This window comes from Chryseobacterium sp. SIMBA_038 (genome assembly GCF_046535115.1).
GTDB lineage: Bacteria > Bacteroidota > Bacteroidia > Flavobacteriales > Weeksellaceae > Chryseobacterium.
The window spans coordinates 581,261-595,578 of sequence record NZ_JAWRXH010000002.1 but is presented as its reverse complement, the minus strand read 5'-3'; the positions used below and the strand labels follow the sequence as shown (position 1 = coordinate 595,578).

At 33.8% G+C, this 14,318-nt stretch carries 13 protein-coding genes; 6 read left to right on the top strand and 7 right to left on the bottom strand.

What is annotated here, in order from left to right:
* Nucleotide 1 precedes the first annotated feature (1 nt).
* Both SB689_RS08970 and SB689_RS08965 read right to left on the bottom strand, forming a co-directional pair.
* Nucleotides 2-2,449 carry a bifunctional UDP-N-acetylmuramoyl-tripeptide:D-alanyl-D-alanine ligase/alanine racemase gene (locus SB689_RS08970; protein WP_410691784.1) on the bottom strand — a complete coding sequence of 816 codons (2,448 nt, stop codon included), beginning with the start codon at nucleotides 2,447-2,449 and terminating at the stop codon, nucleotides 2-4.
* Between the two features lie 242 nt (nucleotides 2,450-2,691).
* Complete coding sequence (locus tag SB689_RS08965) at nucleotides 2,692-3,279, bottom strand: thymidine kinase (protein WP_410691783.1); 588 nt, start codon at nucleotides 3,277-3,279, stop codon at nucleotides 2,692-2,694.
* 60 nt (nucleotides 3,280-3,339) lie between these two features.
* Here SB689_RS08965 and SB689_RS08960 point away from each other — a divergent pair, with 60 nt between their 5' ends.
* The 4 genes from SB689_RS08960 (at nucleotide 3,340) to fabG (ending at nucleotide 7,974) form a co-directional block, all read left to right on the top strand.
* Entirely contained in the window at nucleotides 3,340-4,893 is a 1,554-nt protein-coding gene (locus tag SB689_RS08960; protein ID WP_410691782.1) for a hypothetical protein, read from the top strand.
* 8 nt (nucleotides 4,894-4,901) lie between these two features.
* On the top strand, nucleotides 4,902-5,576 hold the full coding sequence (gene rsmI / locus SB689_RS08955) for a 16S rRNA (cytidine(1402)-2'-O)-methyltransferase (RefSeq protein WP_123981836.1): 675 nt from the start codon (nucleotides 4,902-4,904) through the stop codon (nucleotides 5,574-5,576).
* Nucleotides 5,577-7,052 (top strand): WG repeat-containing protein, encoded by a 1,476-nt coding sequence (locus SB689_RS08950; protein WP_410691781.1) that lies wholly within the window; start codon nucleotides 5,577-5,579, stop codon nucleotides 7,050-7,052.
* A gap of 178 nt (nucleotides 7,053-7,230) precedes the next feature.
* On the top strand, nucleotides 7,231-7,974 hold the full coding sequence (fabG, locus tag SB689_RS08945) for a 3-oxoacyl-[acyl-carrier-protein] reductase (RefSeq protein WP_123981840.1): 744 nt from the start codon (nucleotides 7,231-7,233) through the stop codon (nucleotides 7,972-7,974).
* A gap of 48 nt (nucleotides 7,975-8,022) precedes the next feature.
* Here fabG and SB689_RS08940 read toward each other — a convergent pair whose 3' ends face one another.
* The 4 genes from SB689_RS08940 to surE all read right to left on the bottom strand — a co-directional run bounded on the left by SB689_RS08940 (nucleotide 8,023) and on the right by surE (nucleotide 10,900).
* Nucleotides 8,023-9,063, bottom strand: a complete 1,041-nt coding sequence (locus tag SB689_RS08940) for a GMP reductase (protein WP_410691780.1) — start codon at nucleotides 9,061-9,063, stop codon at nucleotides 8,023-8,025.
* Nucleotides 9,064-9,464: 401 nt separating this feature from the next.
* The gene (locus tag SB689_RS08935; protein ID WP_410691779.1) at nucleotides 9,465-9,908 is read right to left on the bottom strand and encodes a GNAT family N-acetyltransferase; all 444 of its coding nucleotides are present in this window, start codon (nucleotides 9,906-9,908) and stop codon (nucleotides 9,465-9,467) included.
* A gap of 15 nt (nucleotides 9,909-9,923) precedes the next feature.
* Nucleotides 9,924-10,130: a hypothetical protein gene (locus SB689_RS08930; protein ID WP_410691778.1), complete on the bottom strand. Its 207-nt coding sequence runs from the start codon at nucleotides 10,128-10,130 to the stop codon at nucleotides 9,924-9,926.
* Nucleotides 10,130-10,900 (bottom strand): 5'/3'-nucleotidase SurE, encoded by a 771-nt coding sequence (surE, locus tag SB689_RS08925; protein WP_410691776.1) that lies wholly within the window; start codon nucleotides 10,898-10,900, stop codon nucleotides 10,130-10,132. The genes SB689_RS08930 and surE overlap by 1 nt, the downstream gene beginning before the upstream one ends.
* A 119-nt stretch (nucleotides 10,901-11,019) precedes the next feature.
* On the opposite strand from surE, the gene SB689_RS08920 reads away from it, so the two are divergent.
* Entirely contained in the window at nucleotides 11,020-11,457 is a 438-nt protein-coding gene (locus SB689_RS08920; RefSeq protein ID WP_410691775.1) for a hypothetical protein, read from the top strand.
* Nucleotides 11,458-11,572: 115 nt separating this feature from the next.
* Nucleotides 11,573-13,702: a carboxy terminal-processing peptidase gene (locus SB689_RS08915; protein ID WP_410691774.1), complete on the top strand. Its 2,130-nt coding sequence runs from the start codon at nucleotides 11,573-11,575 to the stop codon at nucleotides 13,700-13,702.
* Nucleotides 13,703-13,755: 53 nt separating this feature from the next.
* On the opposite strand, the gene SB689_RS08910 is transcribed toward SB689_RS08915, so the two are convergent.
* Nucleotides 13,756-14,259, bottom strand: coding sequence for a superoxide dismutase family protein (locus SB689_RS08910; protein ID WP_410691773.1), 504 nt, complete (start codon nucleotides 14,257-14,259; stop codon nucleotides 13,756-13,758).
* Nucleotides 14,260-14,318: the final 59 nt, after the last annotated feature.

Here is a 14,318-nt window from a genome sequence, read left to right as displayed (position 1 = left end):
ATTAATCTTTTATATAAATCCGTTTCACCCGGGGCGAAATAGAGGTTAATACTTCGTATGTGATGGTTTTGCAATACGCTGCAAATTCTTTTAAACTTGGTTTTGAATTGAAGACCGTTACGGTGTCGCCTTCCTTTACATTGGGAATATTATCTACATTTAACATCATCATATCCATGCAGATGCTTCCCACGATTGGAGCTAACGTTTTATTGATTCCTACTTTTCCTATTTCATTTCCGATCAATCTCGGAATTCCGTCCGCATAGCCAACAGGAATTGTGGCAATTTTTGTTAAATGGTCTGTTTTATATCTCCTGCTGTAACCAACTGATTCTCCGTTTTCTACCAGAGAAATTTGAGAGATAACAGTTTTAAAACTTACAACAGACTGTAACTGTTTTTGTATTTCACTATTTGGTGATTCTCCTAGCATTCCTATTCCAATTCTCACCATATTGTATTGATGATTGGTATAACTTGTTATTCCTGAGGAATTTAAAATATGTCTAAGAGGCGAATATCCTAATTTTTCAATAAAATAACTTGAATTTTTCTCGAATACTTCCAATTGTTTTAAAGTAAATTCTTTCTCCTCTGGTACATCTGAAGACGATAAATGACTGAAAATACTTTGAACTTTTAAGTTTCTTTCATTTAAAGTTTCGCTTAATTGATCCAATTCAAAATCTTTAAAGCCAAGACGATGCATTCCTGTTTCTAATTTAATATGAATTGGGAATTTTTTATCGTAACCCGATTTTTGAACTGCTTCATAAAACAGATCCAAAACCCTGAAACTATAAATTTCCGGCTCTAAATTATATTCAATAATCGCATCATAACTGTGTTGCTCAGGATTCATCACAACGATAGGAGTGGTAATTCCCTTTTTACGAAGCTCAACACCTTCATCGGCGTAAGCTACACCAAGATAATCAATATGATGGTGTTGTAAAAACTCTGAAATTTCATAACTTCCTAATCCATAAGAATTTGCTTTTACCATTGCCATCATTTTGGTTTCTGGTTTTAGTAAAGATTTATGGTAATTAATGTTGTGAAGAATGGCATTTAAATTTACTTCTAAAACAGTATCATGTTTTCTGAGTTCAAGGAGATCTTTAAGTTTTTCGATCTCAAATTTTCTTGCACCTTTTAATAAAATAATCTGATTCTCAAGTTCTGTAAGATATTTACTGTCAATTAATTCCTGAGTATTAATGAAAGTAGAAGTTTTAGATTTAAATAAATCACTGAACTTTGAAATTTCATCTCCTATCAGGAAAACAGAATCGAATTTTTGTTCATTCACAAGCTCTGAAACTTCTTCATACAACTCCTGAGAATTAGAATTTACACCTACAATATCCGTTAAAACCAAAGATTTTTTAGTTTTGTTGTACTCATTTAAAAATTGCAGGGCAGTTTTCAGAGAATCAAGATCTAGGTTGAATGAGTCATTGATGACAATATTATTTTTAATTCCTTCAATCGCTTCAAGTCGCATTTCTACAGCCTTCAAAGCGTTGATTTTTTCGACGATCTTTTGATTTTCGATGTGTAACTCTTTTAGAACTGTAATCAGCGCCAAAGCATTCGTTAAAGTCGCTTCGTCTCTTTGATTGGCTGGAAAACTTATTTCCTCACCAAAATATTCAACAACAATATTTTCGTCTTTAGAAATGTTATTCTTAATGAAAACCTGATTATGATCTTTGAAACCGTAGGATATTAATTTTTTACTTGAATATAATTCTTTTATTTTTTTGTCTACCAATTCATTATCGCCATTGTAAATAACAGTTTCGGAATCTTTGAAAAGCTTAATTTTTTCATCAATTAATTCTTCCTCAGATTCAAAATTGGCTGCGTGAGCAGTTCCTATATGGGTAAGCAAACCGATTTGCGGATGGAAAATATTTTCCAGTTTCTGCATTTCGTTGGGCTTAGAAATTCCTACTTCAAAAATTCCCAATTTGTGAGAATCATTGATTTGAAGCAAAGAAAGCGGAAGCCCAATCTGAGAATTAAAACTTTTAGGACTTTTCACAGTCGGAAATTCATTCCAAAGACATTGATACAACCATTCTTTTAAAATAGTTTTCCCGTTGCTTCCTGTAATTCCAATAGACTGTAAATTGGAATTTTCGAAATGATATTTAGCTAATTTTTGAAGAAAATCAACAGAATTTTCAACAATGATCCATGTTACATTTCCAAACTGCGGAAATTGATGTTCTGAAATTATGATCGTAATTCCTCTGTCGATAGCAGCTTCAATAAACTTTTCCCCTGAATTTTTTTGAGTATTAATTGCAATAAAGGCGGCATTTTTTGTTGAATAAATGATCCTGCTGTCAAAAGCTATCGTTTTGACAATTAAATTTTCATCTCCAATAATCTGTGAATTGGTGATTTCTGCAATTTGTTGTACTGTATAATTCATTGGTGCCCCTTCTGCTTTATATTTTGTGTTGGTTTTGTGTTGGAAATCGCAAAGGCGCAAAGCTTTTTATTTCTGTTTTAAGGCGTAAGAAAATCTAAGATTTTCAGCAATGTTTGCGTTATCAATTTTATCGAAGATAAAATCCTTGCGCCTTAAAACTGCTTTATTAATTTAATTTGCGCCTTTGCGATTAACCAAAATATTTTATTAAATCTAAAATAAATTCAGACTTAAATTTAATCTTATTTTTTCTTAGAAAGTACTTCTTCAATAAAAACACGACGGCTTACTGCTTCATAACTTTCTGTTTCACCGAGCTCCACAAGATTATTTCCCTGAGAAATTCTCATGGAATAATTGGCAAGATTACCCGTTCTCTTGCAAATAGCATGCACTTTCGTCACGTATTCGGCGGTGGCCATCAAATTAGGCATCGGCCCGAAAGGACGTCCTAAAAAGTCCATATCCAAGCCTGCGATTACCACTCGTATTCCGCTATTTGCCAATTCATTAGCTATTTCTACGATGCTTTCATCGAAAAACTGTGCTTCATCAATTCCTACAACATCGCAATTTGACCCTAATAAGAGAATCTCACTAGGACTTTCCACTGCGGTACTGCGAATTTTATTCTGATTATGAGAAACGACGTCCTCATCAGAATATCTGGTATCCGTTTTTGGTTTAAAAATCTCCACATTTTGCCCCGCCATTTCAGCTCTTCTGAGTCTCCGGATCAACTCTTCGGTTTTTCCGGAAAACATTGAGCCACAAATAACTTCCATCCAACCACTTTGTTTGGAATGATTAATTGTATTTTCTAAAAACATTTGTTAAATTAGCCGTATATTTTTAAGATCAAAAGTAAGCAATTTTAACAAGATTCTCATATGCAGAACATCCAAGATTTAAAGGAAAAGATTTTTTTTGAATCCAAGAATATCATTGATATTTTGGAGAAAATCAACAATGTGGACGAACTACTTTCCAAGCAAGATCTTGTAGACGAGCTTGCGAATAGGATATCGTTCTTACGGTTGTTGGAAAAGAATATCGAGTATTTTATTACCGATAATTCTGTTCAAAATTCAGAAAATCAACAAAATATTTCATTCGTTAACCAAAATTTTGAGTCTCAGGAGTCAAATAATGAGGTTACAGAAGAGGAAGCTATTTTTAATAATGAATTTAATGAAATTGACGAAAATGATCATGAATCTTCCTACAGCGAAAACTCTGTAAGTCCTGTTGATACAGAAAATATTCAAGCTCAAGAGGCTGAGGAAGAAGCAATTTTCAATAATCAGCTGAATGAAATCGCTGAAAATGAATATCACGAAAATATTGTAAATCTTGTTGAAGAAAATACTGAACCGGAAAATGAAGAAAATTGTATTGATCCGGATTTAACGAAAGAGGAAGCAATTTTTAATCATCAGTTAAATGAGATTGATGAAGAACAACCTTCAGATTATCAAGGGAATATTTTAAGTTTCATTGATGAAGAAAGGATCCTTGCTGATGCAGAACCTGAAACTGATGATGATATTACTGAAGAAATATTCAGTCAGACGATCACAGAAGAAGAGGTTATTTTTAATAATCAATTGAATGAAATTGATGAATTTGAAAATGAAATTTCCGACAATCGAGGAAATGAATTGAATAATTTTGATGAAGAAGAGAAAATCCAAGATAGTTTTGAATCTAAAAAAGAAGAAAAAATTGAAATTATCCCAAATATTTTCGGAAGCGAAGACCTAGAAGACGAAGAAATGCTGATTGAAGAAAATGAAGAGCAATTCATTACTTCAAACGCAACCATCGGACAGGGCGAAATGGTAAATGAAACTTCCAATGTTGAAAATATTCTCAGCGAAATAAAAAATGACGCTCAAAATGAAGAAAAACATGAGCAAGACGTAATCGCAGAGGAAATTGACAGAAGAAAGATCACAAATATAGACAAGCCACTTCCTGAATTCGAAAAAGAAAAACTAGCTTCTGACGAAAGTTTTGAAAATCTTGAAGCTTACAATCAGGAGAAAAAAATAAGATTGGCTAATATCAAAGGTTTAAAGGCGGTTCAGTCTTTATTTGATGATGATCATTTGCAGGTAGAAAATCCTCTGGAAAAACCAATTCCGGTTGTAAAAGAAGATACAGGAAGCATCCTGAAGACAAATATTCCGACTAATTTAATGGAAGCACAAAAGGCAAAACCTGAGTTTAAATTAGATCTAAACGACAGAATTGCTTTCACAAAAACATTATTTGGAGGAAGCCAGTCTGAATTGAATGACGTTGTTGGAGTACTCAACAGCTTCAAAACATTAGAAGAAGCAAAAGAATATCTGAGCGATCTTTACTACGACAGAAAATGGAGCAAGGTAGATGAATATGCACAAAGACTGTGGATATTGGTAGAAAATAAATTTTTATAAACTAAATTTTGAGCGGAATCCTTTATTTTGTTCCCACACCCGTCGGGAACTTAGAAGACATGACTTTCAGGGCAGTAAAAGTACTGAAAGAGGTAGATTATATTTTATGTGAAGACACGAGAACTTCCGGAATTCTTTTAAAGCATTACGAGATCTCTAAACCTTTAAAATCGTATCACTTACATAATGAGCATCAGGCAACGGAAAAGGTAATTAATGACCTTAAAAGCGGCCAGAATATCGCCATTATTACCGATGCAGGAACTCCCGGAATTTCAGATCCCGGTTATTTATTAAGCAAAGCTGGATCAGACAATAACATTGAGATGATCTGTCTGCCCGGAGCAACAGCTTTTGTTCCGGCTTTGGTGGTTTCCGGACTTCCTAATAATGAGTTTTTATTCGCAGGTTTTCTTCCTCAGAAAAAGGGAAGACAGACCAAGCTTAAACAACTTGCAGAAGAGAAAAAGACAATCGTTTTATACGAAAGTCCGCACAAAATAAATACAACACTTGAACAGGTAAAAGAGTTCTTTGGAGAAAACACAAAAGCAAGTTTAAGCCGTGAAATCTCAAAGAAATTCGAAGAAACTAAACGTGGGACAATTAATGAGTTAATTGAATTCTCCAAAAGCAAAACTTTAAAAGGAGAGATCGTTCTTATTGTCAATAATTCTATTTAATTGAAAAAGCTAATTTTAATATTGTTTTCATCGGTTTGTGTGGCACAGCAGACCGATCAGTACAAGCAGATCTTATTGTCAAAAGAGCTAGGAAAAGAGGTCCGCTTTTACACGAAAGGCTACGGAATAATTTCCGATCCACAAACCGGAAAATCCGGGATTGTAGATTCGTCGGGCTCTATTTCTTTTGATTATCCTTTTAAAAGTGAAATTTCGCGTTTATCTAAAAACAGATTCATTTTAAAGACTAAAGATGCCATTTCTAAAGGGAAAACGGCTTTAATTGATGCAAAAGGTGATCAATTGATTGCTCTTGATAATTTCAAGTTCAGAACTTGGGAAAATAAGGACAGAATGATCTATTCCAAAGACGGAAAAGACTGTGTGTATGATTACAACGGGAAGCAGATCATCCCTTTTTATGATGAAATACAATTTGCCAGCGAAAACAGATTCTTTGTAAAAAAAGACAATGGCTGGTTTATCTATGATTTTGATGGTCAGCAGGTTTCAGATAGAGAATTTAAAGAAAATCTTCGCTTTTATAAAGGAAAAGTATACCTCACGACAGGCGCAAGAAGTGGTGAAGTTCTGGATAATAACGGAAAAACAGTAACCACGTTTTCAGATCATTATATTGAAGATATCAACGGTTTTCCTTTCTTAATTACAAAAAACGTTATCAAAAATAAATACGGAATTGTAGATGAAAATGAAAATGTCTTGGCTGATGAAATCTACGAACAGGCTTTTGTAGGAAGAGAATATATTTATCTGATTCACGATAATAACGTCAGCATTTTTTCTAAAGCAGAAAAGAAGGTTTATCCTACTGATTTTCATTACGTAAACCATTTATTTAATGGAATGTTTAAGTCCTTAAAAGACGACAGAAATCCTAAAATAGCTGTTCTTAAAACCAATGGAGAAATCATTTTTCCTAAAGAATATGATGTTGTTGAAGCTTTCAAAATTAAAGATGAAAATTATCTTTATGTAAGTAAGGACGGGGAGGAGAAACTTTTAGATAAAAACTTAAACAGTATTTTAGACGATGGTTATCAGATAGAAAAGGTATTTTTTGATAATTTAATTGTAAAAAAAGAAGATACTTTTTATAAATTTTTACCAAAAGATAAATCTTACACCGAGCTTAAAAATATCACTTCTATAAAACCATTCCAGTTTTATCCGGCGATTATCTGTAAAAACAAAGAAAACCTTTACGGAATGCTTGATGAAGCAGGAAATGAGATCATACCATTCGTATATGACGACATTTTCACGTTTTTTTCCGGAGATGAAGTTGTTGTACAAAAAGGAAATAAATTCGGGGTTACGAATCTTAAAAATGAGCCTTTAAAAGATGTTGTTTACGATAAATATTCTGTAGACAGAAAGAAAATTAAGCTTACAAAAGGGAAAGAATCGGAATTCATAGATTTTACGTCTTCAGAAAACAAAGTCTTATTTTAACAATTTTTTCATATGACAAAAAACAGTCATAATTTTTTATTAAAATAATGGTTTAAAATGCATTAAATAACAAATTATAATATCTTTGCGCACCATTTAATTTCGATAAAATTAAATATATTAAATTAGCCAAAACACAATAAGCTAATTCATTAAAGGAAAAATAATTGTCAGAAATATGAAACTATTAGAAGGAAAAGTAGCACTTATTACCGGAGCTACAAGAGGAATCGGAAGAGGAATTGCAGAAATGTTTGCTCAACAGGGAGCAAAAGTAGCATTCACTTACGCTGGTTCTGTAGATAAAGCAAAGGAATTAGAAGCGACTTTAAGTTCTGTAACTCAAATTAAAGGTTACCAATCTGATGCATCAGATTACGATGCGGCTCAAAAATTAGTAGATGAAGTAATGGCTGAGTTTGGTCAAATCGATATTTTGATTAACAACGCAGGGATTACAAGAGATAATCTTTTAATGAGAATGTCTAAAGACGATTGGGACACAATTATCAAGGTAAATTTAGATTCAGTATTCAACCTTACAAAGGCGGTTATCAAGCCAATGATGAAGGCAAAATCAGGATCTATCATCAATATGACTTCTGTTGTGGGAGTAAAAGGAAATGCCGGACAGGCAAATTACGCTGCATCTAAGGCGGGAGTTATTGGATTTACAAAATCTGTTGCGCTTGAATTAGGTTCAAGAAACATCCGTTGTAACGCTGTTGCTCCAGGTTTTATCGAAACTGAAATGACAGGTGCTTTAGACGAAAAAGTAGTTCAGGCTTGGAGAGAAGGAATTCCTTTGAAGAGAGGAGGACAGCCTGAAGATATTGCAAACGCTTGTGTATTCTTCGGAAGCGAGATGTCTGCTTACGTTACAGGTCAGGTTCTGAATGTTGATGGCGGAATGTTGACTTAATAAAATATAAATAAAAGCCGTTCAATTTGAACGGCTTTTATTTTCTGATTAATCTTTAAAAACCTGATTTTCCTGTTCCTGAACTCTGATAAAAGTCGTTCTTTTCGATAACTCCTTCAATTTCGAAGCTCCAACATAAGTACACGTTGAACGTACCCCTCCTAAAATATCTTTCACTGTCTCAGAGACCGGACCTTTATAAGCAACTTTCACCGTTTTTCCTTCCGAAGCTCTGTATTCTGCAACACCACCTGAATGTTTATCCATTGCTGTTTTTGAACTCATTCCGTAAAATGTACGGTATTTTTTTCCATTTTCCTCGATGATTTCGCCACCACTTTCATCATGACCGGCAAACATTCCGCCAAGCATCACAAAATCTGCACCGCCGCCAAAAGCTTTGGCAACATCTCCGGGAACTTTACAACCTCCGTCAGCAATGATATGACCTCCTAAACCGTGAGCAGCATCAGAACATTCAATAATTGCAGAAAGTTGCGGATAACCAACTCCTGTTTTTACACGGGTCGTACAGACAGAACCTGGGCCGATTCCGACTTTAATGATATCTGCACCAACCAAAAGAAGCTCTTCAACCATTTCTCCTGTTACAACATTGCCGGCAATAATGATTTTATTAGGGAAATTGGCTCTTGCTTTCTTTACAAAGCCCACAAAATGCTCAGAATAACCATTGGCAACATCAATACATAGAAACTCAATTTTTGGGTGCTTTTCGAGGATTTGTTGAAGCTTTTCTTCATCGGCTTTTCCGGTTCCTGTACTTAATGCAATATAATGATGAATATTTTCGGGGTGACTATTTAAAAAAGCACTCCATTCCTCAACAGAATAATGCTTGTGAACAGCTGTAATGATTTTATCTTTTGCTAATTCTACCGCCATTTCAAAAGTTCCCACCGTATCCATATTGGCTGCGATGATGGGAGTTCCTGTCCATTTCTTTTTGGTATGTTTGAAAGTAAATTCTCTTTCCAGGCTAACTTCCGAACGGGATTTTAATGTAGAACGTTTCGGGCGGAACATAACATCCTTAAAACCCAGTTTTATATCGTATTCTATTCTCATAATTTGGATAAATTAATAAGAATAAATGTAGGAAAAAGATTTAATGAAACAGTGAATTTAAAGGATTTTATAAATTCTTTAAGAAAGAATATTATTCATTAATGTCCTTTTGTCTTGAAACAAAAGAACGAAAAATTCAAGACTTGGAAACTTCCGCTAAAAATAAATTTTGTTCACTAAAAATTCTAAAACTTGCGCGAATTTTAAATTAGTTCTTCGATTCAATATTTGTCTCGCGCTTCAAACAGTAGAATTTTCTTAACGTTCACAAAATTAATTTTCTTAACGCTCCATTTTCCTATGTCGTTTTAGTTCACGTATAAAAGCATTAGAAAATCTGTGTAAATTTGCGAAATCTGTGGTTAAAAAAAGAATTATTAAATTAAAAAAGGGTGTAAAAACTACTTTTTCACACCCCATAAATTTATTTTGCCTCTCAAATCAAAACCAAGTTTTTCATAAAGCTTTTTGGCTCCGAGATTATTTTCAGCAACATGAAGAAAAGGCGTTTTGCCATCTTCAAATATGGTATTCGAAACAAATGCGACCAATTGTTTTGCAAGACCTTTTCCCAGATAATCTGTATCTGTGATCACAGCGCTTACTTCTGTCATATCGTTCATTTGCATTCGCTGGCCAGTCACTGCAACCAATTTATCATCTTTAAAAATTCCAAAATATCGACCTAATTCCGGCGTTCTATTTTTGAAATAGTGAGGATAAAACTTCTTGATAAATGCCAATAATTCATTATGATTTTCATTTTTAAGCTCAATTATTTCTTCAGTAAAATCAAGCTCAATTTTATTTTCTAAAACATATTGATCGCAGACAAGCTGGGACATTTCTGTTTTAAAATTTCATAAATTCGGTTTTGCTCCAAAAACAAGAAAATCATCACAGATTTTTGCATATTCTGTGATGTCTTTTTCTTTTGCAATCGTTGATGAACCTCCAAAAGCGGCGACTTCAGGATTGTAAAATTTAGAATCTCCGAAGTTTAAGCAAAACTTTTCATGATATTCATTAAGTGAATGATATACAGGATTATCTAATTTCTCGTACATTAATCAAACTTCATTACTTCTTCCAACGTTTTGATGTATTCGTAAGCTGTCATATCAAATTTTACAGGTACAATTGAGATGTATCCGGCAGCTAAAGCCGTTTCGTCAGCATCTTCAGATTCGTCCATATTATTGAAATATCCTGTCAGCCAATAGTATTTTTTTCCGTGTGGATTTACTCTTTCGTCGAAGCTTTCTTCCCATTTTGCATTAGCCTGTTTGCAGACTTTGATGCCTTTAATTTCTTCTTTAGGAAGTTTCGGAATATTTACATTTAATACAATTCCTTTTGGCATTGGGTTCTCCAATGTTCTTTTAACGATATTTTGAATAAATTCTTTTGCCTGAGAAAAATCTGCTTCCCAACTGAAATCCTGTAGTGAAAATCCGATCGCAGGAATTCCTTCAACTCCAGCCTCAACAGCCGCAGACATCGTCCCTGAATAAATTACATTAATTGAAGAATTCGCGCCATGATTAATTCCTGAAACTACGATATCTGGTCTTCTTGTCAATATTTTGTCAAGAGCCATTTTTACACAGTCAACGGGAGTTCCGCTGCAAGAAAAGTCTGTTTGTGGACCGTCAAGCGTAACTTCTTCGAAGCTTAAAGTTGAATTAATGGTAATTGCGTGGCCTTTTCCGCTTTGAGGAGAATTGGGTGCTACAACAACAACTTCTCCGATTTCGTTCATGAAACTGATAAGATTTCTGATACCAGGTGCTGTGATTCCATCATCATTAGTAACCAGAATAAGTGGTCTTTCCATATTAAATTTTAATTTTAACAAATATAGTGTAAAAGACTTTCTTTAAAAACCTTGAATTTAAATATTATTTTAATTTTCAAGCGCTTTTTTTATTCATTTTTGCATAAAACTAATTTCAGATGAATTTTTTTCAATTGACGGTTTTATTGATAGTAATTGTAACTATAATTTACTCCTGGAAGAAGAACAGGCTTGTGGCAAATTTTCTTTTAGGAATATTAATTTTAATTGGTTTAAGCAATCTTGATTTTCTCGACTTTGAAGGAGAAATGGACACGCTTACCGCCTGTTTTATGATGTTCAGTTATCTTGGATTTAGTTTTACCTATGTTATTTATGGTGTTAATAAAAATTCTGATTATCATATTACTTATTCGTGCAGTTTTTTAGTGATTTTTATCTCAGTCTGCTTTTTCTGTATCGATGGAGGAAAATATTATGAATATAAATTCGGAATGGCTTCGAGAATCATCGTTTCGTTCTTTCCTCTGTATATTTTGACATTAATTGAAGATCGAAAAATAAAGCAGCATACTTCTAGTAATAAAAACTCTTAAAACTAATTGATATTTATAAATAAGGTATTAAATTTGATAGTTTGTAACAGTAAATTAAAAATTACTACTAATTAAAATACTTTTTAAAAAATTAATAAAAATACATTACAGATTTATGTGGAAAAATTTCAAGCTAAATAAATTTTTACTCCTAATTCCATTAACAAGTCTAATGTTTTGTTTCAACTCACCTAAAAATGACGATGAAAAGATGCAGACGATAATGGTGAGCGTAAAGAACACTCTTTCTTATCTACATTACAGCCCGAAAGCTATTAATGATGCTTATTCTAAGGATGTTTACAAACAATATTTTGAGATGATAGATCCGGGGAAAAGATATTTCCTGCAATCTGATATGGATGAATTCAGCAAGCATGAAACAAAGCTTGATGATTATCTGAATATCGGAGATCTTACGTTCTATAAATTAACTACAGACAGACTTTTCCAAAGGGTTGATGAGATTGATAAATTAACTCAGGATATTTTCAGTAAGCCGATCAATTTGGATGAAGATGAAACATTGGTTTTAGAAAACAAGCTTAAAAAAGCACCGGTTTCTAAGCAAGATCAATATAATGAGTGGAAAAAATTCATTAAATACAATATTCTTCAGGAAATTGAATCTTTAAACAGCAAAGAACAGGCTCAAAAAGAGAAAAAAGATTCTGTACAGCAATATAAATTACAAGATACCATTAAACTTCAGATTCTTACGCCTGAGCAGAAAAAAGTAAAAGCTACAGATGAGGTGAAAGATCTTGTAAAAGACACGTTCACAAGGTTTAAGAAGAGAAATAAAATGAATTGGTTCACAGTGTACATGAATGCTTATACTGAGGTTTTTGACCCACACACCAATTATTATTCTCCAAAGGATAAGGAAGAATTCGATATGACTTTCACAGGAAAAGTGATTGGTATCGGAGCTATTATTCAGGAGAAAAAAGGATATTTATATCTTGGAGCGCTGACAATCGGAGCGCCTGCTTGGAAGTCTAAACAGCTTACAGAAGGTGATAAGATCTTAAAAGTAAAATCTAAACCGAAAGATGATGCCGTAAATGTTGTCGGAATGCTTTCTGAGGAAGCCGTAAGATACATCAGAGGTGAAAAAGGAACTCCGGTTACTTTGACAGTTCAGAAGAAAGACGGAACGATAAAAGAAGTTACAATGATCCGGGAAGAAGTTGCTATTGAAGATACTTTCGCAAGAAGTATTGTAGTAAATTCTCCAAATGGTAAAAAATATGGTTTCATTAATTTACCAAGTTTCAATGCAGATTTTGAAGATGCTAAAGGAAGAAATGCTTCTGATGACATTAAAAATGAGATCATTAAACTAAAAGCTCAAAATATTGACGGAATTGTTCTTGACCTAAGAAATAACGGTGGTGGATCTTTAACGGAAGTTGGAGATATCATGGGACTTTTCATGAATGCAGGACCTTATGTTCAGGTAAAAGACGGAAACGGAAAAATTCAGACATTGAAAAACAAGCAGGAAACTCCAATCTGGACTGGTCCGCTTGTTATCATGCAAAACGAACTTTCGGCTTCGGCTTCTGAAATTTTGGCTGGTGCAATGCAGGATACTGGAAGAGCGATGATTATCGGTTCTCCGCAGTCTTTTGGAAAAGGAACGGTTCAGACTTTTGTTGATTTAAACAGATTCTTAAATACAGAAGATGATTTCGGTTCTTTAAAATTAACAATCCAGAAATTCTACAAAATTACAGGAGAGTCTACACAGAGAAAAGGAATTGTTTCTGATATTCAGATGAAAGATTTCTTTACGTATGCTGAAATAGGAGAGAGATACGATGATTATGCATTGGCATGGGATAAAATTCCAAGTACGACTTTCCAGAAGCTGAACTATTTCGATGTGAAAGCATTAGAAAAAGCAAGCAACGATAGAATGGCTAAAAACACCAACTATCAGTTATTGTTGGAGTCCGCTCAATGGAGAGAAAAATTAGACAAAGAAGAAACGATTACGCTTAATATCAATAAGTTCAATGAATTGATGAAGCAAAGAAAAGCGCAGATCGAAAAATTCAAAGCATTGACGAAATTTGAAAACGGTCTTCAGTTCACACTTTATCCAAGCGAGCTTGAGAGAGAGAAGAAAGATGAAGCATTCAAGAAAAAATCTGATATGTGGATCAAAAATCTTAAGAAAGATCCTTACCTTCAGGAAGCAATGAATATCATTGGTGATATGAATGTAAAACAATAAAATAAAAACCCCGCTAACTAAAATTAGCGGGGTTTTTTATGCAATCAATTTGATTATTTAATTTCTACACATCCAACTCTTCCGCCTGCATTTCCTGTAGGCTGAGTATGGAAATCATCTGCCGCAGCATGAACGATCATTCCTTTTCCGATGATGTTTTTAGATTCGTCCGCGCAACCAAGGCACCATTTATCAGTTTTAAAAGTCAGCGTTGCCACTCCTTCCTGATTTGCCACTAAGTTCCCGATATCTCCCATGTGGAAATGCTCGGCACCCCATTTTCCGTGATCGTCTTTTCCTGGATTCCAGTGCCCTCCTGTTGAGGTTCCATCTGCTGCTGAACAGTCAGCTTTTTCATGAATATGTACCGCGTGAATTCCCGGAGTAAGATTCGTGACATCAAGCTTCATTACAACTTCATTTCCTTTTTGAGTAAACTTTGCAGTTCCTCCCGTCTGTGTTCCGCTTTTGGCGTTTACTGAATACGTTTTTACCGTTCCGCAAGAAACAGCAAATAATGTACAGCCTGCCAATAATGCTAATGTTTGTACCTTCATTTTAAATGATTTTTATAGTGATTTATAATTATATAAATTTAGGAACATTTTTTAGAAAG

Excerpts from the sequence above, each read along its gene's own strand:
- SB689_RS08970 (WP_410691784.1), bottom strand. The coding sequence starts at position 2,449 with ATGAATTATACAGTACAACAAATTGCAGAAATCACCAATTCACAGATT.
- SB689_RS08965 (WP_410691783.1), bottom strand. The coding sequence starts at position 3,279 with ATGTTTTTAGAAAATACAATTAATCATTCCAAACAAAGTGGTTGGATG.
- SB689_RS08960 (WP_410691782.1), top strand. The coding sequence starts at position 3,340 with ATGCAGAACATCCAAGATTTAAAGGAAAAGATTTTTTTTGAATCCAAG.
- fabG (WP_123981840.1), top strand. The coding sequence starts at position 7,231 with ATGAAACTATTAGAAGGAAAAGTAGCACTTATTACCGGAGCTACAAGA.
- SB689_RS08940 (WP_410691780.1), bottom strand. The coding sequence starts at position 9,063 with ATGAGAATAGAATACGATATAAAACTGGGTTTTAAGGATGTTATGTTC.
- SB689_RS08935 (WP_410691779.1), bottom strand. The coding sequence starts at position 9,908 with ATGTCCCAGCTTGTCTGCGATCAATATGTTTTAGAAAATAAAATTGAG.
- SB689_RS08930 (WP_410691778.1), bottom strand. The coding sequence starts at position 10,130 with ATGTACGAGAAATTAGATAATCCTGTATATCATTCACTTAATGAATAT.
- surE (WP_410691776.1), bottom strand. The coding sequence starts at position 10,900 with ATGGAAAGACCACTTATTCTGGTTACTAATGATGATGGAATCACAGCA.
- SB689_RS08920 (WP_410691775.1), top strand. The coding sequence starts at position 11,020 with ATGAATTTTTTTCAATTGACGGTTTTATTGATAGTAATTGTAACTATA.
- SB689_RS08915 (WP_410691774.1), top strand. The coding sequence starts at position 11,573 with ATGTGGAAAAATTTCAAGCTAAATAAATTTTTACTCCTAATTCCATTA.
- SB689_RS08910 (WP_410691773.1), bottom strand. The coding sequence starts at position 14,259 with ATGAAGGTACAAACATTAGCATTATTGGCAGGCTGTACATTATTTGCT.